The organism is Bacillota bacterium, from assembly GCA_040757205.1.
Classification (GTDB): Bacteria; Bacillota; Desulfotomaculia; order Desulfotomaculales; family Desulforudaceae; genus Desulforudis.
Genome location: JBFLXL010000018.1, coordinates 1 through 19,982, shown reverse-complemented (window position 1 = coordinate 19,982; position 19,982 = coordinate 1). Strand labels below are relative to the sequence as shown.

Sequence of the window (19,982 nt, the reverse complement as noted above, 5' to 3'; positions counted from 1 at the left end):
GGCGGTTATTTCTCTCCACAAATAAAAAAACCAGGTCTATGGCCTGATTTCTGCATTTCGCTCCCTCAACTACTTATCCCTGCCATCTTATCCCGTCAATCACTGACAAATAATCCTGGCAGGGACAGTAACAAAGGGTAAGGATAAATTGCTCCGGCAACACCCAGTTACCATTTAGTGTCTTTTAATTTTCATTGTGTCCCTTGACACTTGTAGATACGGGGTATATACTAGAGACAAGGGGTGATATCCGTGTTTACATCAATTCAAAAATGGGGTAACAGCCAGGCAGTCAGGCTGCCAAAATCTATTCTTGAACTGGCAGGCCTACATGAAAATGACAGGGTGGAAATAAAGGTTCAAGATGGCAACTTGATTATTATTCCTGTTAAAAAACATAAAAAATTAGCGGAAAGAATCGCTGAATATCAGGAAGATTACCGGTGCGCTGAATGGGATACCGGTAAGCCGACAGGCAAAGAGGTGCTTTAATGGGGTATATACCGGAACAAGGAGACATCCTTCTGCTTGAATTTGATCCGCAGGCAGGTCATGAACAGAAGGGCAGAAGACCTGCCTTTGTGGTAAGCAATAACACCTTTAATCATTTCACCAAAATAGCTATTGTCTGTCCAATTACTAATACCAACAGGGGATTTCCCCTTCACGTGCCGCTGGATGAAAGGACGAAAACAACGGGTGTGATTATGTGCGAGCAGGTCAAATCTCTGGATATTTCGGCAAGGAATGCTTCCTTTATTGAAAAAGCCCCCGCAGATATCCTGGACGAGGTGGTTGATATACTAATCGGCTTCGTTGAAACACCTTAGATTTCAGCATTATAGTCCACCCGGTCAGGTCTTGTTAATGGCGATACGTGCAAGCTGCGGCCGCGATGTCATCCACCACCACGCGGCACTTATTCCCATAAAAGGAGTAGTCCAGCGATTCGGCCAGGCCGCAGAACATTTCCGGATCCCGGACCTTCGCCCGCACTTCCAGCACGTGGTGCCGGAAGCCTTTTTTGAGGCCCGCCGGGGAATCCACCGCCGTCACCCGGCCCCGGTCCATAAAGACCACCACGCCGCACAACTCCGCTTCGTCCATGTAGGGGGTGGAAACCAGGATGGTCATCCCCTCCCGATTCAGGCGGTACAGGATCTTCCAGAATTCCTTGCGGAATTCGGGGTCCACGCCGTAGGTGGGCTCATCCAGCACCAGCAGAGCAGGCGTTGGCTGCCGTCCCTCTTGACATTTCATGCTTCCGCGAACATAATAATCTGAAAGGCTGAAAGGCGGTATTTCTAAATGTCTGAAATTAATGCGGATCGGCGTCCTAAATATTCTTCTATAAAAAAGGTGCGTGTCTGGGAGAAAGGACAATTTACAATTCCCGCTGAAATCAGGGAGCGGCTAGGAATCGGTGAGGATACGTTTCTTGAGGTGTTCCAGGTCGGCAAGGCTATCATCGCTACTCCTGAAAAATTAAGCGTAAAAGAACTGGCCGGTTCAATTCAAAAGGAAATAAGGCAAAAAGAAATTACTATAGAAGATCTGCTAAGCGAACTTAGGGAAGGCGCCCATGAGTATGAAACCGATTAAGGTCTTCTTGGACAGTAGCGTGATTATTGCCGGACTCGCCTCGACAACAGGTGGTTCGCATAAAGTATTAGCCCTGGCCGAGCTTAAATTAATCCGGCCATGTATCTCCGAGGAAGTTGTGAGCGAAGTACTCCGCAACATACAAAAAAAACTGCCCTATTCTCTGCCCCATTTTTATACGCTCTTCAAAATACTGCCGTTTAAAATAATAGACGCAACAGATAAAAGCTTGGAATATGCAAAAACCTTGATCAACGAAAAAGACGCGCCTATACTGGCGGCGGCCATAACCGGACAGGCAGACTGGCTTTTAAGTCTCGACCGGCACTTTCTTACTGAATTCCTGAAAGAAAAGGTCGACCTTTCAATATGTTCACCTAAAGAGTTTCTAACTAAGATCGAAATAAATAACCGGTAAAGTTGGGCAATGGCCTTTCCGATATCCCCGCAACAGGCCCCGTGCGGTTACCTCTCCTTGCGGTACACCCGCATCGCCAGCGGCGCGAACACAGCCACGATCGCTGCGGAGGCGGCGAGCACCCACGTCACGTTCACCAGCGCCACGCTCCCGTGCATCAGCCCGCGCGCCGCGGTAACCAGGTGCGTCACCGGGTTGAGGCCGACGATGGTCTGCAGCCAGCCCGGCATGGTGGAAGCATCCACGAAGATGTTGCTCACGAAGGTGAGCGGAAACAGGATCACAAAGCTCATCGTCATGACAGAGTCGGGCGTCTTGACCATCATCCCGACCACCATCCAGATCCAGGACACGCTGAAGGCGAAAACGAGCACGAGCGCCACGGCGAGAAGCACGCCGACGGCCCCTCCCCCGGGGTGAAACCCCAGGGTCAGCCCCAAGCCGATAACCATCAGCGCGGCGACCGAGTAGCGCAGCACGTCGCCGAGCAACGCCCCCACCAACGGCGCCGGTTGCCAGATGGGCAACGACCGGAAGCGGTCGAAGAGGCGCTTGTCGATGTCGATGTTAAGGCCCATCCCCGTGTAGACGGTGATGAAGATCACGGTCTGGACCAGGATGCCCGGCAGCAGGAACTGGATGTATTCCCCGGGGGAGCCCGCGAGGGCGCCACCGAAGAGAAACGTGAACAAAAGCGTCATCATGAGCGGGTACACGGTCACGTCGAAGAGCTGATACGGCAGATGCTTGATTTTCAGCAGCGTACGCCACCCGAGCGTCAGCGAGGCGGACAAGGCGCTGGGCGCCGGCGGCCGTTCGACCGCCGGGCGTCGCAGGGCGTCCTCCGCGAAAGCGGCACCCGGGGAGACCTTCCCCTTCCCTTTCACGCGCTCACCTCCGGCGACCGGTCCTCGGCGGGACGCCCCGTGAGAGCGAAGAACACCTCGTCCAGGCTGGGCTGGCCGAGAGAGAACTCGGTGACGCCTATGCCGGCGCGGGAAAGCGCGACGAGCGCCTCCGTCGCGGCCGTGTCGTTCGCCACACCGGCCGAGATTGAGTATGGATCGCTTCCATTGTGAATCTTGAGGCCGAGTTGCTCTTTGAGGAGTTCCCCGGCCGCCGGGCGCTGTTCGGCAGCGCGGAGGCGAACCTGGAGCGTATTCCCGCCCACGGACACCTTCAGCTCGTGACTCATCCCTTCCGCGATCAGCTTGCCGCAGTCGATGACGGCCAGGCGGTCCGCCAGGCGGTCGGCTTCCTCAAGATACTGCGTGGTCAGGAGCACCGTCGTGCCTTGAGCTGCAACGGCGCGGATAAGGTCCCAGACATGATTCCGGCTCCGTGGATCAAGGCCCGTTGTCGGCTCGTCCAGGAAGAGCAACTCGGGAGTAGCCGCGAGGCTCGCCGCGATGTCCAACCGGCGCCGCATTCCGCCGGAGAACGTCCGCACCTGGCGTCCAGCGGCCTCCGCCAGGCCGAACGCGCCGAGAAGCTCGTCCGCCCGGTCCCGCGCGCCGCGCCACGAAAACCCCAGCAGGCGGCCGATCAACACAAGGTTCTCCCGGCCGGTGAGGTCCTCGTCCACGGACGCGAACTGGCCCGTCAGGCCGACCTTGGACCGGACCGCCGCCGCTTCGCGCACCACGTCGTGCCCGAGTACGCGCGCGGTGCCGGCGTTGGGACGAAGGAGCGTGGCGAGGATGCGGATAATGGTGGTCTTGCCGGCCCCGTTGGGACCGAGAAGTCCATAGACCGAACCGCGGCCGATCTCGAGGTCGACGCCGTCCAAGGCGCGCGTCTTCCCGAAGGTCTTCACCAAGCCCGACGTTTCCACAGCCGGGATCACGTCCCCGCCCCCTTCCCTGAAGTTCTATCTGTCACCGTCCGTCACAAATGCGATTGTATAGACCTGCATGGTCCATGTCAAGGGGAGGAACTGCTCCTCCGGAGCCGCACCGTGACCAGGCACAGCCAAGATACAGTTCAATTGTCTCTCAAAATTCTAGTATGGTAAATGCATGGATATTGAGAGCCAGGAGGGCTTGAAATGCCGAATATCCGGCCGATTTCGGATTTAAGGAACAACGCTAATGAAATCTCGGAGTTTTGTCGCCGGGAGCGTGAGCCTGTTTTTATTACCAAAAACGGTGTGGGCGATATGACCGTAGGAAGACTTGATCAGGGGGCAGAGGTTGCGTGGGAGAACCTCTTCGGCGGCCGGGATGGGCTCCTCCTTCGTGCCGCACAAGCCGATCGGAATGGCGCCGGCCGCCAGGATCAGTTCCTCGGGGGCGAAAGTACAGTAGGTCCCCACCACCTTGCGCCCCTCTTCCTTGGCCTGTTTCACCCGGACGGCGTTTCCTTTTTTCATTTCCTCGAAGATTTGCATGCTCGTGATTTCCAAGACGGTCGCCCTCCCCGCTGGTATTTGGTGCTTTTCAGGTGTACCAGCTTCTTCGGCGCACATCTATAATAGTCCTTTTGCTTTTTGATTACTTTTGGTTATCTAGCCGTCGCCGTCCAGAACGGTAACCGCGGCAATCCCAGACATCTGGCGGTAAAAGCGAGCATCAGCCCTGCCAGCAGGACGGCCAGCATTAGTCCGGCACGACATACGCAAGCGCAAGGGTGACAATCAGCGCATCTGCATAAGACAGGGGAACGGTTCTCGTGTCGCAAAACTCTCCGGGGTCCTAGCTTCCCGTCATCGTTTGCGCTTGTGTAATTAGCATAATTATGATAATTTTAAGCAAAACTGTGGTGGGAGGGGAAAACATGCCGCATATCAGACCTGTATCCGATCTTCGCAATAATTTTGCAGATATTTCCAGAACGGTTCACGAGAGCTCCGAGCCGGTTTTTCTGACAAAGAACGGCTACGGCAACATGGTCATTATGAGCATGGAGGCCTTTGAGCGCCTTCAGTTTAGCAGCGAGATTTACTTCAAGCTCAAAGAGGCGGAGCTGGAAGCGAAAACCACCGGCAAACGGTTTTCCCACAAGGAAGTGTTTTCTGGCCTGAGACGCAAGCTTCAGGAGAAGGCCGCGGAGGATGTATAGTCTCTCGTATTTGCCTGTTGCCAGTCGTGACATTGCGGAGGCCGTGCTTTACGTCGCGGAGACCCTCAACGCGCCAAAGGCGGCTATTGATTTGCTCGAAGCATTGGACGTCGCTATATCCCGCATGAAGAAGTTTCCGTATTCCTGCCGTGTCTACCAACCGGCAAAGCCTTTGGAGCGCGAGTACCGCATCCTGAGTGTAAAAAATTACGCCGTGCTTTATACGGTCAACGAACAAGAAAAAACCGTGGAGATTTACCGTGTGATCTATGCAAAGAGAGACCTTGACAAACAGCTCTAAACCTATTGCCTCGCGCCAGGACTCCCGTTGGGCGTTCCCTGGTCGGGAGCAAGAATGCTTACATTTGTTTGCATCAACTTCTAACCGGAGCTTTAGAATGTGAAAGACGATCAGGCCGATGAACGGTTGGCCGGCATTGCCGCCGCCCTGGGCGCGTACCTGCTGTGGGGAGTACTGCCGCTATACTGGAAACTCGTCCAAAGCGTCCCGCCGCCGGAGATCCTGGCCCACCGGATCGTGTGGTCCTTTGCTTTTCTGGTGGCCGTACTGCTCCTGTCCGGAAAAACGCGACCGTTCCTGATCGAACTGCGCGGCGTGCTCAAGCAGCCGAAACAGACCGCGGGAGTCGTGCTGGCGGCCGCCTTGATCACCGTGAACTGGCTGACGTACATCTGGGCGGTCAACAACGACCACATCGTGGAGTCGAGCCTGGGGTACTATATCAACCCGCTGGTGAGCGTCCTTTTGGCCATCGTTGTCTTGAAGGAACGGCTCTCCTACTGGCAGATGGTTTCGTTCGTCCTGGCCACGGCCGGGGTCTTGTACATGACGTTTCATTTCGGAGCCGTCCCCTGGATTGCGCTGACCCTGGCCGTCACTTTCGGCCTGTACGGCCTGATCAAGAAAGTGATCCACCTGGGAGCGATTACGGGGATCACCCTGGAAACCCTGCTCATTTCCCCGTTCATGCTCGCCTACCTGGGTTACCTGCACAGCGGCGCCGGCGGGGCTTTTGGCACCGGCCCCCCGGCCGTTACCGGGCTGCTGATGGGCGCCGGCATCGTGACGGCGGTGCCGCTGATCCTGTTCGCCGCCGCCGCCAACCGGCTGCCGCTGTCGGTGATCGGGTTTATGCAGTACCTCGCGCCCACCATAATGCTGCTCATCGGCGTCTTCCTCTATCAGGAGCCCTTCACCGGCGTGCACCTGGTCTCGTTTGTCCTGATCTGGACGGCGCTGGCCATCTTCTCCCTGGCCAAAACCACGCCGTTTGCACAGTTCGAATCCCGTTTTCTGAATCACCGCCACGAGAAAAGTCTAAGCCAACAAAAGTGAGCGTCCCCCGTCGGCGATAGTACTCATCGACCTGGCCGGTGCTGCCGTCGACCAGCACCGGATCATCTCCTCAACCTGGGCTCCCGCAAAATCAGCCTGAGCCCCAATCCGCAGAAAACGGTGCCCATCAGGAGCAGCACGCCCACCGCCGGCAGGACGGCGGTCAGGGCGGCCTCCCGGACCACCAAGTCGTGGAGGGCGGTCACCGCCCAGCTCTGGGGCACAAAGCGGGCCATGGCCAGCAGGACCTCGGACTCCACCACCTCCAGCGGCCAGAAACACCCCCCGAGCATGGAGGTGCTGACCAGCAGGATCGGCGCCAGGGCCGCCAGTTGCGCCGTCGTCTTGACCAACCCCGAGAGGGCCAGGCCCAAACCGGCGGCACAGAACATAAAGGCGGCCAGCACCAGCAGGGTGCCGGGCAGGTTTTTTCCCCAGTTCACCCCGAAAAGGTAGGCCCCGGCCAATACCAGCAGCAGCATCTGCGTCATGCCGATCAGGAAGGTGCCCCTGAGGTTGCCGGCCAGAATCTGCCCCCGGGAAACCGGCATCGCCCGCAACCGTTGCCAGGTCCCTTCCCGCTTCTCATCCAGAATGGTGCCCATGGCAAAGACCACGGTGAACATGCAGAAAAAGAGCGCGAAGCCGATCGAGGTGTGGGCGGCCTGATCAAACACCGGTGTGCCTTTTCCATCCCGCTGTTCAAACTGCAGGCTCACCGGCGCCGCCCGGAAACCAGCTTTCCAGCGCCTTTTGGTAAGCCCGCTCCCGGATCGCGTCTTCCCGGCCCGCCACCGCTTTGTCCCGGCTGATTTCCGTCAGGGCCAGTTCAGCAATGCCCGAGTTCGCCGCGACCTTGGCCACCGCCGCCCTGAAGACCTGCCGCGTGGCGATCAGCTCGCCGCTCTCGTGAACCTGATAGACGTCGACCTGCGGAGCCAGCCCCTGCTCAATCCGCCGGCCGAAGTGTTCCCGGAGCACAAAGGCGGCCTGCACCTCGAAGCCGCGCACCTTTTCCACCGCTTCCACCCGGTTCCCATACAACACGCGGTAGTCGGGGTCGTCCGCAAAGCTCTGGAGCACCCGCCGGCTGTGCAGGCTCTGGTCCTCGTCCACGAACAGCACCGGAAGGTGGCAATAGTATCCGACCGGGGGGCCCAACCGGTAATAAACACCGGAAGCCTTTATTGACGGACGCCAAGCCATGTCCCCCAAAAAGAGCTTTCCCCTGAGAATTGACCCCAAATTGCACGAAGCTCTGGCGCGTTGGGCCGCCGACGAGTTTCGGAGCGTCAACGCCCATATCGAGTTCCTGCTGAGGGAGGCCGCCCGAAAAGCCGGAAGGCTTCCCGGCGCCGGCCGTAAAGGCGGCGATGAAGGAGAGAATCATAAAGATCAGTAATTATGGTATGCCGTGTTGACGATTCGAAAAATACAATACACCATAGAATGTGTACAAGGGGGTGTGCATTGTGCGTACGATATTGTGATTGACTCCACTCTTATGGAACAGGCCATGCGGATTTCAGGTCTTTGTTCTTTCAATTGCACTAATCGTAGCCGTCTTCGGCGGGTACCGGGAGATAGCTAATATCACGATCAAATTCAGGGAAAGAGCATTTATTCAGCCCCAGGTGCCGTTATAGGCCAGGTATTGATCATATATCTGCAGCCTTGTCTGCATATAATACTCCCGCAGCCTGGACCTATCCTCACCGGACAGGTGTTCCAGTCTCCTTTCGCCCAGAAGAGTATTTGTCATACCATAGAAACTGCGGGTTTTGACAGATGACTTCCAGCGTATGACCAAACCTTCTCTGAAAGACTGAGTTGGAAACATACGTCAGAGCAGACCCCACAAGGATCTTCAGGCCCTGTCCTCAATCACAGTTCCAACAGTCTCCACAAAATGGAAAGCTTCATCCACCCAAGAACTGACGGTGGACACTTCGAAGGTGACAAAATCGGCGTAGTCACTCTGTTGGCGACTCTCGAAAAGGCGACGGTACAGTCGTCCGAGTTCAATTGGAACGTGTCCCGGTTTGACCCACTCTTGGTCGAAAATGGCCCGAACACCCGAGTGCTTCGAGGATGACCGGCCTTCGGTGAGTATCAAAGCGCTGACGGCGTAAAAGCACGCATAATAAAGACGGTTCACACACGCATTGGCGTGATTGGCGGTGAGCAGCACTCGCGCCTCTTCGATGGCCTCACGTGCTCGATTCATCCGATGCAGTACCAGTGCACGCTGTTCCTCTGTCAAAGCACAATCCCCTCCCGCTCGACATTCACACGGAAGGGCGACACTCGCCAGGGACTGGAGTTCCACTCCTCGTCAGAACACACAAGACACGAAACCACAATGCCACGCTCGAGCTCTACGTCGTAAATCGCATCGCTGAGTTTCTGGAGAGTAGCCTGAGAGACCGGCGCAGGCACGAGGACGAGAAGATCAAAGTCGGACTCGGGCTCGGCGTCGCCGCGCGCTCGACTCCCGTATAGCACCAACTTGGCATCCGGCAGCACGGAGCGGATCGTAGCCTTGCAGGCCCATAAGTTCGACTTGTCTCGGAACGAAACCGCGTTCCATCGGTGCAACGACTTCGTTCCGTGACCCATACCCCCCTTGTCCATTCCTCATCGCACCCCCCGAATCCAGCCTCAAAACCACCGGCGGCAATCCCCGTTCCGTAGGCCGGATCTAATCCACACCCCAGTATTTTACATGAATGATACCCTGGCCCAAGCAGTATGTCAATTAACTTCAAGAACTGCGTGTCTACTTCCAGTTAAGGCGTTTGACTCGTTGTCCGGTAAATGGGCCGCTACAAAGCCAAACGCCGGGTCAGGTCAGCTTGTACCCGTCCTTGACCTTGCTCAACAGCTTGTTCAGCTTCTCGACGACTTCGTCCGGCACGTCCTTTTCCCCGCCCAGGGTGATGCGCAGCCGAAAGGCCAGGTCGTGGCCAACGGCGCCGCCCGCCAGCTCCCCGATGATCTCGGCCAAATCCTGAATCTCCGCCGGTGTAAGCTCGTCCTCGGCAATTTTCACGCCGGGAGGGGGCGGGGGAGGCGGCGGCGGGTAAACCGGAGGTGGATAGACCGGCGGTTTCGGCGTCACCTCGGCGGGCACCCGGAGCTTGACCTTCTGCGCGCCGCTGATGTCGCAGGGCCACGCGCCCGAATCGATGGTCCGCTCCAGATAGCGGCCCTTGATCGCCCCGTCGATGGCGTCTTGGACGGTAGCCCACGGCAGGTTTTTGCCGGCTTTTTGAGACAGTGCCCCGAGCAGGCCGAGCGCCGTGGTCTCTCCCACCGACCAGGCGGCCGGAACGGCGTCCGGCAGCAGGTCGGTAACCGGTATCGGCAGCGGCGGTACTTGCAGCACGGCGGCATCCGTCAGCACGCCGGCCGGGATGTCCTCGCCCAGGATGCTCGCCGGTCCGGAGGTCAGCCAGAGTTTGCGCGTCTTCACGCTCCCGGCGACGGCCGCTTCCACCACGGCCCGGCCGGCTCCGGGGATGGTCACCGGCTCCGTATAGTTCTCGCGCTGCACGTGGGTGACCTTTCCGCCCCGGAAATACTCCACCACCTCCCCCACCGTGACCCCGACCTCCCGCGCCTCAGGCCACAGGTCCGGCAGCATACCCGGCAGCAGGAGTTCCGGCCTAATTTCGGACAGCACCGCCGCCTCCGGGAGCACCACCTCCAGCGCCGGATCTTTTAGATCGGCGTCCAGCGGTTCCTGGCGCCACACGGTGCGCTCGGAACGGTCCGGCCGCACGGCCCGGAGCACGAACGCCCCGTCCCGCGCCCCCTGCACCAGGGTGTCCAGGATTTCTTTGCGCCTGAGCATCTTCGGCAGGTGGGGGAACTGGGCAAAGGCACCCACCAAATCCTTCACGCGCCGGGAGGTCTCCCCCTCCCGCCAGAGGTTGTAGGGGCCCTCGGGCAAAAGCGCTTCGGCGCTGACCGGCGTCTCCTGAATGCGGGAACGGGGATCAGCCTTAATGGTATTAAAGAGCGGTTCCTGTTCCACGGTCACCTTGAAAGCCTGGATTTCGTTCTTTTCGGAGACGGTCACCACCAGGCAGTAAGCCTGCCTGACGGCGTCCGGTATTCTCTTCCTGGCGGCGTCGACATGGCCGCTCAAAAGCTCCGACCGTACCGGGTCCAGCTCCTGCCCCTTCAACATCACCCGCACTTCTTCCCAGCCCAGGTAGTCCCGAATCCGGTTCCGGGCCACCTCCAGCCCGTCCCGCGAGGGCACGGCCAGGACGACCGCGTTGCGGTAGACCCTGGGGCGATCCGCAGCCGTAGTCTCCTCGATGTACCTCTTGGCTTCGACACTGGCGTTCCCCACGGTTGACGCCGCCCTCGGCCCCAGAACCGCAAACCGGAACTCGCCGTCATCGTCGACGTCCCTGGGCCTGTCGGGGAGGTTATGCACCTTGGCCCCGGCCCCGGACGCCCCCGCCGTCAGGCTCTTGAGCTTGAAGATGTTGTCGAGCAGCGTGGCTTCGATTGCTTCTTCGCCGATCGACCGATAGGCCTCGCTGTGCATCTGCCGCAGGTTCGGCTTGGAACCCAGGCGCCACGCCCGGGGCAAGTCCTTGACGGCACCGTCCGCCGCGCCGCCGCTCCCGCCGCCCAGCAGCCCCTCGTCGAGAAACCAGGACAGCTCCGCCCAGCGCTGCAGGGCCTTCCCCAGCTCAATCCGGTCCGGCCTGGTGTGGCCCAGCAGAGCGAAAAGCTCACTCGTGGACGCCTTCTGCCCGACCGGCTGCGAGTGAATGAAAGTGGCCATCACCGCCTGTTCCACTTCCCGGGACTTCAGGGCCGGCATCTCCCCCTGGACGGCCCGGGCCTTGGCCAGCTCCCCCTCCAGGATTCCGGCCCACTCCTGCCGCTTCCCCTCGTATTCCTCGGTGGCCGCAACGGTGGTCAGTTCGCGGGCGGCGTCCGAAATCTCCTCTTTCCCGGGCGCGTTCAGGAACACGTTGGCGGTGATCAGCGGACAGATGTCCCACTTCTCCGCCTCCCGCAGGGCCAGCGCGAACGTCCGCAATACACCCCGGGCACGCTGGAACCCCTCCAGTTGCGTCCACTTGACGTACAAAACCTCGGTCAGGTCCGGATGGAACGGGTAGCTGCGCAAAAAGCGTTCCTCGGCCGCCTGCCCCTCCTTCCTGGTCTGGTCGTCGAGGCTGGTGATCCCCTGCAGGGCGGCCACCACGTGCGGCCGGAAAGCCTCGCGGTCGCGGATCGAGTCGGCGGTGAAGAAGCGGCGGCGCAGCACCTCGGCCACGTCTTCCTTGACCACGGGCTGCACGCCTTCCTCCTGCTCGCGACGGAAGATGTCGTACATCTCCTTGGCGATCTCCTTGCCCAGCGCGTCGCTCTTGCGCGGGTCGCTGGCCAGCAAGGACGCGACCACCGCGCACCGGTCGACCTTCACGGCCGCCTGGGTGAGGTACTGGAAGAAGTTCTGCAGCCTGTTCCGCCAGGCCGGGTCGAGACTCACCTTTTCCCGGGCGAACATCAGCACTTCGTCCAGCAGCACCAGCGTGGCCAGGCCGTCCCGGGCGGGGATGGCCAGCAGTTCAGTCAGGAGGTTTTCCGCCGGGGCGCTCTCGCGCTCGGCGTCCAGGCCTTCGGCGTGCAGGAGCCTAAGCCCCTCGGCCCCGGCCAGCTGCCAGGCCAGCACGCTCCACGGCTGCTTCAGCCACCGCCGGGCGCCTCCGGGGTCCCTGACCGCCATCCCCTTTTCCACGTCCAGCTTGTCAAAAGCCAGGCATGCGATCCGGGCCCGGGGTACCCGTGCCGTTTGGTGCGGGTCGGGCGCAATCCCCGCGTGCTCCTTGAACTCCCTGACCGCGGGCAGCTCGGGCAGCCCGGCCGGGTCGGAAACCAGGTGGTAGAGGGTGATCAGGGTGTGCGTCTTGCCGCCGCCGTAGGTCAGCTCCAGCTGCCGGACCGCCTTTGCGCTCTTGCCGGCCAACCGGTTGAGTACGTCCTTCGCCAGCTCCCTCAGGTTGAAGGTGGGATAGGTCAGGGTGAAGAACTCGGCCGGGTCCTGGTACACCCGTTTGGCGCTGCCCATCGCCACGTCGTAGATGTCTGCGGCGAAGTCGGCCAAAGACAACTCCCCGGTCCGCAGGTCATCCCGTATCTTCACTACTTCGTGCCACGCCTGCCAAGGCCGCCGGCTCATATTCCCACCCCCACGTTATTACCGTATTCATTACCACTATTCACGGGTTATTACCACGTTTGCGCCATCACCGAGCAGGCGGACCGTCCGCACAAGGCTCTGGTCCACCGGCTGTTTTTCGATGAATCCCGGCGCGAAGGACTTCACACGAATAACCCCCCGGTTTCACGCGACAGGCCGCGGGCGGCCACATGATTGCTGATGCTCTCCAGCAGCGAGCGCTCCCCGTTGCCCGGCGGGGCGAGTTCAATCAGGGCCTGCAACAGCTGGTGGAACAGCCGGTTCCGGCGGAGCGCCCGGTCGTCCAGGTACTCGTCCACCCTGGTCACGTCCCCGGCCTTCCAGAGGTGCATCAGGTGGTGGACCTGGTCGATCAGGGGCGCGGGCCGCGTACCGGAGTCCAGGCCCAGGCCCTTGCGCTTGCGCGCTTGCCAGGCCTTGAGCCGCACCTTGCTGCCGGTGCCTTCCTTGCCTCCGGCGTCGGCGTCGCTCTCCAGCCCCTCTTCCGCATCATCGCTCCCGCCGTTTTCCCCGTTCGTCTCCTTGCCGCCGGTCCGCGCCAGGATATCGTACTGGTCGGCCAGTTCGCGGTCCGAAAGCCCGCAGGAGACGGCGTACAGGATACACGCCCCGGCGGGAGCATCCTCCATCCCGAAGTCGTGGCGGTGGAGCAGGTAGTAGGTGGTCACGTCGTCCAGGTATACCCGCGCCAGTGGGTCGGCCTCTTCCGCCTCGCCGTCGTGGGAGAGGACCCGCCCCACCACGAAGTCCACCACAATCCGGCGCACCGACCGCAGGAACTCGGTCACGCTCATCGTCTGCCCCGGTTCATTGGCCTTTTTGACCACCGGGTGCTTGCTGTAGGCCTCCAGGGCCGGCCCGGTGGCCGCCCAGACAAAGTCCGGTCCCCTGATCCCGGCATCCCAAAACTCGTGCAGGCGCTTATAGATACCTTCGCGCATCTCGTCCAGGACGCGGTTGTCCCATCCCGGGCGGGCCGTCTCCGGCCGCTTGCGGCACACGAGCCATACCGATGATGATAGTGCTGCCGACGTTTGTGCACGAACCCTCCCTGTCCGCTCAGTCTGAATCGGCCAACTCCCAGTCACTACGAAGCCCGCTCTGATTAGAGCCGACACTAAGGCCTCCCAAGCATCCGGCTGTTTATGGGCAAAGACAATGACAAGTCGTCCATCGGTCTTGAGTGCTCGATAAAGGGCTTGAAACGCTTGAAACATCCCTTCCTCGTATGCTGCCTTAGACTTTGGCTTGTCCCCGCCGTAGCGGCTGGCGTCGTCAATTAACTCTCCATCGTTTTCTTCGTGATCCCACTTTGGAGCCAGACGTTGAACGAAAGCCCTCTCGCTATCCAAGGACAATCCGTACATAGTACGTCGTAGCCATATATAGAAGAAATCCATCAAGTCTGAATACGGTATGGCATCGTAGTATGGTGGGTCGGTCACTACTGCATCAAATGATGCTGAGGGGTGGTCCTTCAAGGCAGACTGTTGAAACGTTGTGATAGATCCTTTAGCGCAAGCTTTGAGTGCATGATCAACGTATTCCACAATGTGTTCAAGACTACCTGATATCCCCCCTGCAGAATTTGACCATGGCACGGTCTCTACAAAATCCCAGGTGATTGGAAGGGCAAAACGGCCAAAACTTCCTGAGGGCTTTTCGGCATTTGTCGATATCCAAATGCACTGAGTTGAGTTTCTGTCAGCGAGCTTTTCGGTCAACAATGCCAAGTAGGAGGCAAGAGCTTCCACCCACTTGTTATCCTTTTCGACTGTTTCCGATAGGTTGTCCCGACTCACTGTGACACACTTTATGAAACATCCCAACGCTAACAGCTGGCGTGGAGTAAACAGTTTTGACCACTTGTCAAAACCGTAAAGAGGAACACGAAATCCCAATGTCTCCTTACTAGGCAGAGGTTCATCTGGCAAGCCAAAGGGTATTTCCGCAAACACCCGCTCCAACTCCGCCTCTGCCTCACCCGCCAAGCGGATCTCATCAGGTGTAGGCAACCGGTACTCCTTGCCGCGTTGCCCGTCCACGACCACGGCGGTCATCTGTGCTCCCAGGCGCCCGGCTTGCCCCTCGAGCCGGATGTCCTCCATCGTCATAATGGTGCCGCAGCAGGGACAGGTCGCCCCGGAACGGGACATGGTGCCGGAGCCGGCCTTGCGGTCGTGCTCCCGCCTCTGGGCGTTGTTGCCCCCCACCAGGGGAACATCAGCTTGAACGCCGAAGACGACGCCCGCCCGCTCCGCGTTGGGTTCCATCGTCAGGACGACCCGTTTTTTCTCCTTCTTGCAAAGCCAGCGCGTCTTCAGCAAGGGCACCAGCGCCCGGCAATTCTTGCACTGCACCGTCCGCGCCCAAAGGTAGGCCACCGCAGGCTTCGGCACCCACCGGGGCTTTCGCTGGTCCGACAAGTATTGCTCGCTGAATTCGCCGTTTAAGGCCTCGATGTCCGGGGTGCCGTCCGGCTGCAGGGGTACCAGCCGGGAGTCACGCCGCTCGTAGTCGGTTTCCCCCGGCCGCAGCGGTTCGAAGTCGGCGTAGGTCGGGTAGAACTGGGCCAAGTCCCGCCGGGCGTTTCTCAAGACCCACCGGCCCCACGCCCTGACGTGCCAGGCGAGGTCCGCCTGGGGCGGTGCGGGGTACCCACGCCAGTGGGTCAGTTCGCGTTCACCATCCGCAAACGCAAACCGCAGCTGGTTCCCTTTTTTCGATCCTCCCCCGCAGACTCCGGGGTGGGCCTTGCAGTACTGTTCCATGAACTCCTGGTCTTCCAGCACAAACGCCGGCAGCGGCCGTTTCTGCCCGGCCAGTTGCTGCGGGTATTCCAACGTACACTTCAGGATGAACCAGGCCACCGGGTTGATGTCCGCGGCGGTGACCTCGCAGCCCAAACGCATGGCCTCAAGAGGAATGGCCCCGCCGCCGGCGAACGGGTCCAAAACCCTGGGAGCCCGGTCCCCGTACGCCTTTTTGATCTCCTCCCGGAACCAGTCCAAAGCCGGGCCGTCCTCCCGCCCCCAGTGCAGGATGCCGCCCTTGGTTTCTTCCCTTACCCGGTCGACGACCTTGCCAGTGGGAAGCTTCTTTTTCTCCACCTTCTCCACGACGCGGCCACCCAGCTTTTCTAGAATATTGCGCCTTTCCTCGGCGGTGTCGGGGTCGGGCAGCAGCGTGGCGATCAGGGCCGCCCGGCAGGCCGCCAAGGGCCTGCGCGCCGGCCAGATGTGCAGCGTGGAGATGTGCCCGTGACGCACGTTTTTCTCGTGCACGGAATCCAGGGAAGCCTGCTTCAGGCAAAAGGCGCGCTCGATCAGTCTCGGCCCGTCAGACATCTCGTCGTTACCCCGTTTCAGTTTGAATTGACCGCCTTGAATTAACGCCGCGGCGCTTCTCGGAGAAGCGCCCTCCGGAAACGGTTGAACAGTGTCCTTCGTTCTTCAGTCGTCTTCGGCCGCCGCAAATATCTCCTGTTCCCCGATCACCACTTGGCCCCTGGCCCGCACCAGCAGTTTCCCGAAGGGGTCGCGGATGCGCAGCAGGCGCGGGTGGGCACCGGCGCAATCGTAGACCACATAGAGCCAGTAGCGGTTTCTGAGGTTGCAGGCCCGCGCCCACTCGTTCTCGGAGAGCTCCACGTCGCCGATGCGGGCGCGGCCCTTGACCTCGATGGCCCTTTCCTCTGCGTCGGGGTGGCGGGAAAGAAGGTCGAAGCCCGGGTGTGCCTCCAAGCCGGCCGGCACCGCGGCCTCCGGCGTCGACACGTCCCGGACCGTACACCCCCGGTCTTCCTCGTAGCCCCAGGCCACCCGGACGGCCACGCGCTCCACTTCCCGGTCGTGCCGCGTCTTGTCGGCGGGGTCGGTGGAAGGCACGACCAAGGCGTGGGCCAGCTCGTAGAGCTCACCCGGGGCGATCAGCTCCGGCTCCCGCTCCAGGACCTTAAGCGCCAGGGCCTTGCGGTGGTACAGGTCCTTCTGGCGCTCCTTGACCTTTTTCAGTTCCCGGCCGGCGCGGGCGTCACCGGCACGCACCCGCTCGGCGAGCTTCGCCCGCGACTGGGCCAGTTCGGCGTCCTGGTAGGCGTAGCCCCGGGACAAAAACTCCCGCCTTTCAGGCAAGGACGCAAGCAGGCTCCGGCGCCGGGCCTCAGCCAGCGGCAGCGCCACGTGCTCGAGCGCGTAGCTTTGGGCCTGGGCCCCGGCCGCCGCCATCGTGCCCGCGAAGGCCGCGTACTCCAAGGGCACGCCTTGGCCGCCGCGCAAGAGCATCAGGTGCTCCACCGGGCACTCCCTGATCTCGCCGGTCTCTTCCTGCCGCAGCCCGACCAGGCGGACCTCCAGCCGTTCTTCCCGCGCGAAGGCCCTGGGCAGCGCCGGGTCGGCCTCGCGGGCGACCTGCACCAGGAAGAGGTGAAAGAAGTAGGGCCGGTCGGCGTAGGGGTCGAGAAAGACGCCGCCCCGGCGGGCGTCGGCGGCGAACCGTTCACGCACCATCAGGCGGTAGCGCTCGAAGAACGGCTCGCCCGGGTGCAGGTAGATGGCTTTGTCGTGCGGCTCCGGCTTGTACACCGTCAGCCGCCGGCGCTGCTCGGGTTCATACGCCTCCAGCAACGGCCAGAGCTGGTCCAAAGCCCCGGTCTTTAGGGGCTTGAGGAAAAAGCCGGTCTCCAGGTCCCCTTCCAGGCCGATGCCCAGCAACGGGGCGGACTTCTCGATGAAGCGCCGGACGTAGCCGGGCAACAGGCGGCGCAGTTCTTCGCGGTCCCGCTTGGCTTGCTGGTCCGGCAGCCGCACGGCCACGTCGCCGCCGGATTGGAGAATCCGGTCCAGCTGCGCCTGCCGCGCCCGGATCTGCTCCGGGGTGAGCAGGCCCTCGATCCGGGCCACCGCCTCGTCGGTGCGGTTCTCGACGACCGCCTGCAGCACGAGGTCTTTCAGGGAAACCCCCTCGAACAGCCGCCCGATAACGTCGAACACCTTGTCGGAGTTCAGTTCCCGGCGGATGGCCTCCAGCTTGGTCAAGAGCGTTTTGAGGACCCGGCCCTCCCGGGTCTTGCCGGCCACCAGGTTGAACAGGAGCACGGGGTCGTGCAGCTGCTTGTAGCGGTGGATGCGGCCCAGCCGCTGCTCGACGCGGGCCGGGTTCCAGGGGATGTCGTAGTTGACCATCAGCCAGCAGAATTGGAGGTTGATGCCCTCCCCGGCGGCGTCGGTGGCCACCATCAGCGTCGCGCCGCCCTCCGCGGCCGGCCGCCGGAAGAACTCCACCTGTTCCTCGCGTTCCTGGTAGGGCATTCCGCCGTGGATGCTCGCCACCTTCCCCGCGAAGCCCAGGCCCTCCAGCCGCCGGACGAGGTAGTTCAACGTGTCGCGGTGCTCGGTGAAGATCAGGATCTTCTCGTCCTTGAAACGCTCGTCTTCCAACACCTCGTAGAGCTTGTCGAACTTGGACTCTTCCCCGTCCGCTGTTTCAACCGTCCCCGCCAGGCGGAGCAGGGCTTCCACCTGCAGGCGCTCGGCCTGCAGCTCGGCCAGGGAGGTGGCCACCACGCCGCGGAGCAGCTTGTCCTCGGCGACTTCGTTTTCTTCCCGGCCGTCCTGGCTCTCTTCCTCGTCGCCGGTCATCTGTTCGTGGACGTCCGGCGTTTCGTCGATCCTGCGCTGGAGACGGAGCAGTTGGCTCTCGGAGATCCGCCCGCTCTCGATGTCCGCGATCAGCTCGTCCAGCTTGGCCAGCCGGCGTTCAAACGAGCATTTCAGCGCGTAGGTGGAACTGGCCAGGCGGCGCTGGAACACGCTCATGGCCAGGCGCGCCGCCGACCGGTTCAGGATGCGCGCCCGGTTGTAGTAGGTTTCGATGTAGCTCGTGGTCTCGGCGTAGAGGCGCTGCTCGGCCGCCCCCAAGTCGTAACTCAAGGTGTCCGATACCCGGGTGGGGTAGATCGGGGTGCCGTCGAAGCGCACCATTTCCTCCTTGGTGCGGCGGATGAAATAGCGCCCGCGGACCGCGGCGGGAAAGGCGTGGAACGCGTCGACCGTGGACAGGAGTTCGGGCTCCAGCAGCCGCCACAAGCAGAAGTAGGGGTAGTCCTTGCCCATGTGCGGCGTCGCGGTCAGCAGAAGGAGATGGTGACCGCACCACGGCAGCTGCCACTCCGGGTCGGTCGACGCCCCGGCCAGGGCTTCGGCGAGGCGGTAGCGGTCGGTCTTGCGCACGGTCAGGTCCGGGTTGCGGTCGGCGGAGAGCTTGTGCGCCTCGTCGAAGATGACCAGGTCGTACGGCTCCACCCCCGGTTGGTGCAGGCGGCCGAAAGTCTGCCGCCCCCTGAGGGTGTCCACGCTGACGATCACCAGGTCGCCGTCCGGACCCGCGAACAGGTTGTCCGACCGGGAATCGGCCCCGCTGACGATGCGGAAGGGCAAGCTGAAGAGCGTGCGCATCTCCCGTTCCCAGTTGCCGACCAGGCCGGCGGGCGGGACGATCAGCACCCGGTGCACCAGCCGGCGGGCCAGCATCTCCCGGATGTAGAGGCCGGCCATGATGGTCTTGCCGGCACCGGCGTCGTCGGCCAGCAGGAAGCGCAAGCGGGACTGAGGGAGCATGTGTTCATAGACGGCGATTCGCTGGTGGGGCAGCGGGTCGATCAAGGAGATCTCGGTGGCGAAGGCGGGGTTAAAGAGGTGCCCGTAGGCCAGGCGCTCCGCCTCGACGACGGCCCGCACCTTTTCCGGGTGGCTGGAGAAGTCTATGGGCGCGGCACCGTGCTCAAAAGGCTTGTACTCGTCGCGGAGTTCGGCCAGCTCCGCATCGCCGCCGTAACCCGTCTTTCCGTATACGAGCGGGGGTTTCTCAAACCCGTCGAAGCCCTCTTGTTCGACACGGAGAATCTGCCCCCAGGCGAGGCGGTTGGGGCGCGACTGGGCGTTCTCCCACCGGTTCACGGCGGCAAAGGACACGCCGAGCAACTCGGCCAGCCGGGCTTGGCTGAGACCCAACCTATTTCGCAGCCGCCTGACCCTGTCCGGGTAGTCGTCAGGAATACCCTTCACACCCAGGCCCCCGTCTTCCAACTGAAGATATTGCTGCCATTGTAAGGCCTGGCAGTGATGCAGTCAAGGCTATGGCAGATGTTATACTGGCATTTTCATCTCCTGCTAGTATCCTTTGGTGCGGATTCCGGTGAAATCGGCCGCCTGTTCCGATTTTTTCCGGCCACCCGTTCCGGAGTTTCCGGACAGGGGTCGGAGCGTAGCGACGCTGGTTGTGGATAATATATCCTGGTGTCCGGAATCAGT

General features: G+C 61.2%; 17 protein-coding genes and 3 pseudogenes. 9 read left to right on the top strand and 11 right to left on the bottom strand.

The window, feature by feature from the left end:
* The first annotated feature begins 252 nt into the window (after window positions 1-252).
* Together AB1402_09900 and AB1402_09895 are read left to right on the top strand one after the other, a co-directional pair.
* Window positions 253-492 carry an AbrB/MazE/SpoVT family DNA-binding domain-containing protein gene (locus AB1402_09900; protein ID MEW6541901.1) on the top strand — a complete coding sequence of 80 codons (240 nt, stop codon included), beginning with the start codon at window positions 253-255 and terminating at the stop codon, window positions 490-492.
* Window positions 492-830: a type II toxin-antitoxin system PemK/MazF family toxin gene (locus AB1402_09895; protein ID MEW6541900.1), complete on the top strand. Its 339-nt coding sequence runs from the start codon at window positions 492-494 to the stop codon at window positions 828-830. The genes AB1402_09900 and AB1402_09895 overlap by 1 nt, the downstream gene beginning before the upstream one ends.
* 67 nt (window positions 831-897) lie before the next feature.
* Here AB1402_09895 and AB1402_09890 read toward each other — a convergent pair.
* Window positions 898-1,224 (bottom strand): annotated as a pseudogene (locus AB1402_09890) (ABC transporter ATP-binding protein).
* An 84-nt stretch (window positions 1,225-1,308) separates the two neighbouring features.
* Here AB1402_09890 and AB1402_09885 point away from each other — a divergent pair.
* Window positions 1,309-1,602: an AbrB/MazE/SpoVT family DNA-binding domain-containing protein gene (locus AB1402_09885; protein MEW6541899.1), complete on the top strand. Its 294-nt coding sequence runs from the start codon at window positions 1,309-1,311 to the stop codon at window positions 1,600-1,602.
* Complete coding sequence (locus AB1402_09880) at window positions 1,589-2,020, top strand: putative toxin-antitoxin system toxin component, PIN family (GenBank protein MEW6541898.1); 432 nt, start codon at window positions 1,589-1,591, stop codon at window positions 2,018-2,020. The genes AB1402_09885 and AB1402_09880 overlap by 14 nt, the downstream gene beginning before the upstream one ends.
* 47 nt (window positions 2,021-2,067) lie before the next feature.
* On the opposite strand, the gene AB1402_09875 is transcribed toward AB1402_09880, so the two are convergent.
* Complete coding sequence (locus AB1402_09875; GenBank protein MEW6541897.1) at window positions 2,068-2,856, bottom strand: ABC transporter permease; 789 nt, start codon at window positions 2,854-2,856, stop codon at window positions 2,068-2,070.
* A gap of 47 nt (window positions 2,857-2,903) precedes the next feature.
* Window positions 2,904-3,866 carry an ATP-binding cassette domain-containing protein gene (locus AB1402_09870; GenBank protein ID MEW6541896.1) on the bottom strand — a complete coding sequence of 321 codons (963 nt, stop codon included), beginning with the start codon at window positions 3,864-3,866 and terminating at the stop codon, window positions 2,904-2,906.
* Between the two features lie 201 nt (window positions 3,867-4,067).
* On the opposite strand from AB1402_09870, the pseudogene AB1402_09865 reads away from it, so the two are divergent.
* Window positions 4,068-4,199: pseudogene (locus tag AB1402_09865) on the top strand (type II toxin-antitoxin system Phd/YefM family antitoxin).
* On the opposite strand, the pseudogene AB1402_09860 reads toward AB1402_09865, so the two are convergent.
* A pseudogene (locus AB1402_09860) lies at window positions 4,182-4,409 on the bottom strand (2-hydroxyacyl-CoA dehydratase). The pseudogenes AB1402_09865 and AB1402_09860 sit on opposite strands and share 18 nt — an antisense overlap.
* Before the next feature lie 386 nt (window positions 4,410-4,795).
* Here AB1402_09860 and AB1402_09855 point away from each other — a divergent pair.
* The 3 genes from AB1402_09855 to rarD all read left to right on the top strand — a co-directional run bounded on the left by AB1402_09855 (window position 4,796) and on the right by rarD (window position 6,437).
* A complete protein-coding gene (locus AB1402_09855; GenBank protein MEW6541895.1) occupies window positions 4,796-5,080 on the top strand; it encodes a type II toxin-antitoxin system Phd/YefM family antitoxin in 285 nt (94 codons plus the stop codon).
* Entirely contained in the window at window positions 5,073-5,381 is a 309-nt protein-coding gene (locus tag AB1402_09850) for a type II toxin-antitoxin system RelE/ParE family toxin (protein ID MEW6541894.1), read from the top strand. The genes AB1402_09855 and AB1402_09850 overlap by 8 nt, the downstream gene beginning before the upstream one ends.
* 99 nt (window positions 5,382-5,480) lie before the next feature.
* Entirely contained in the window at window positions 5,481-6,437 is a 957-nt protein-coding gene (gene rarD, locus AB1402_09845) for an EamA family transporter RarD (GenBank protein ID MEW6541893.1), read from the top strand.
* 62 nt (window positions 6,438-6,499) lie between these two features.
* On the opposite strand, the gene AB1402_09840 is transcribed toward rarD, so the two are convergent.
* Window positions 6,500-7,156 carry an ABC transporter permease gene (locus tag AB1402_09840; GenBank protein MEW6541892.1) on the bottom strand — a complete coding sequence of 219 codons (657 nt, stop codon included), beginning with the start codon at window positions 7,154-7,156 and terminating at the stop codon, window positions 6,500-6,502.
* A complete protein-coding gene (locus AB1402_09835; GenBank protein ID MEW6541891.1) occupies window positions 7,140-7,652 on the bottom strand; it encodes a hypothetical protein in 513 nt (170 codons plus the stop codon). Before AB1402_09835 ends, AB1402_09840 begins: the two co-directional genes overlap by 17 nt.
* On the opposite strand from AB1402_09835, the gene AB1402_09830 reads away from it, so the two are divergent.
* Window positions 7,642-7,839 carry a toxin-antitoxin system HicB family antitoxin gene (locus AB1402_09830; protein MEW6541890.1) on the top strand — a complete coding sequence of 66 codons (198 nt, stop codon included), beginning with the start codon at window positions 7,642-7,644 and terminating at the stop codon, window positions 7,837-7,839. The genes AB1402_09835 and AB1402_09830 overlap by 11 nt on opposite strands.
* A gap of 465 nt (window positions 7,840-8,304) precedes the next feature.
* Here AB1402_09830 and AB1402_09825 read toward each other — a convergent pair whose 3' ends face one another.
* The 5 genes from AB1402_09825 to AB1402_09805 form a co-directional block, all read right to left on the bottom strand.
* The gene (locus tag AB1402_09825; protein ID MEW6541889.1) at window positions 8,305-8,700 is read right to left on the bottom strand and encodes a HEPN domain-containing protein; all 396 of its coding nucleotides are present in this window, start codon (window positions 8,698-8,700) and stop codon (window positions 8,305-8,307) included.
* Window positions 8,697-9,056, bottom strand: coding sequence for a nucleotidyltransferase domain-containing protein (locus tag AB1402_09820; protein MEW6541888.1), 360 nt, complete (start codon window positions 9,054-9,056; stop codon window positions 8,697-8,699). The genes AB1402_09825 and AB1402_09820 overlap by 4 nt, the downstream gene beginning before the upstream one ends.
* A 226-nt stretch (window positions 9,057-9,282) precedes the next feature.
* Window positions 9,283-12,651, bottom strand: coding sequence for a DUF499 domain-containing protein (locus tag AB1402_09815; protein MEW6541887.1), 3,369 nt, complete (start codon window positions 12,649-12,651; stop codon window positions 9,283-9,285).
* Between the two features lie 143 nt (window positions 12,652-12,794).
* Window positions 12,795-16,019 carry a DUF1156 domain-containing protein gene (locus AB1402_09810; GenBank protein MEW6541886.1) on the bottom strand — a complete coding sequence of 1,075 codons (3,225 nt, stop codon included), beginning with the start codon at window positions 16,017-16,019 and terminating at the stop codon, window positions 12,795-12,797.
* A gap of 105 nt (window positions 16,020-16,124) precedes the next feature.
* Entirely contained in the window at window positions 16,125-19,736 is a 3,612-nt protein-coding gene (locus tag AB1402_09805) for a helicase-related protein (protein ID MEW6541885.1), read from the bottom strand.
* Between the last annotated feature and the right edge of the window lie 246 nt (window positions 19,737-19,982).

Excerpts from the sequence above, each read along its gene's own strand:
- AB1402_09880 (MEW6541898.1), top strand. The coding sequence starts at position 1,589 with ATGAAACCGATTAAGGTCTTCTTGGACAGTAGCGTGATTATTGCCGGA.
- AB1402_09815 (MEW6541887.1), bottom strand. The coding sequence starts at position 12,651 with ATGAGCCGGCGGCCTTGGCAGGCGTGGCACGAAGTAGTGAAGATACGG.
- AB1402_09810 (MEW6541886.1), bottom strand. The coding sequence starts at position 16,019 with ATGTCTGACGGGCCGAGACTGATCGAGCGCGCCTTTTGCCTGAAGCAG.
- AB1402_09895 (MEW6541900.1), top strand. The coding sequence starts at position 492 with ATGGGGTATATACCGGAACAAGGAGACATCCTTCTGCTTGAATTTGAT.
- AB1402_09885 (MEW6541899.1), top strand. The coding sequence starts at position 1,309 with ATGTCTGAAATTAATGCGGATCGGCGTCCTAAATATTCTTCTATAAAA.
- AB1402_09830 (MEW6541890.1), top strand. The coding sequence starts at position 7,642 with ATGTCCCCCAAAAAGAGCTTTCCCCTGAGAATTGACCCCAAATTGCAC.
- AB1402_09820 (MEW6541888.1), bottom strand. The coding sequence starts at position 9,056 with ATGGGTCACGGAACGAAGTCGTTGCACCGATGGAACGCGGTTTCGTTC.
- AB1402_09855 (MEW6541895.1), top strand. The coding sequence starts at position 4,796 with ATGCCGCATATCAGACCTGTATCCGATCTTCGCAATAATTTTGCAGAT.
- AB1402_09850 (MEW6541894.1), top strand. The coding sequence starts at position 5,073 with ATGTATAGTCTCTCGTATTTGCCTGTTGCCAGTCGTGACATTGCGGAG.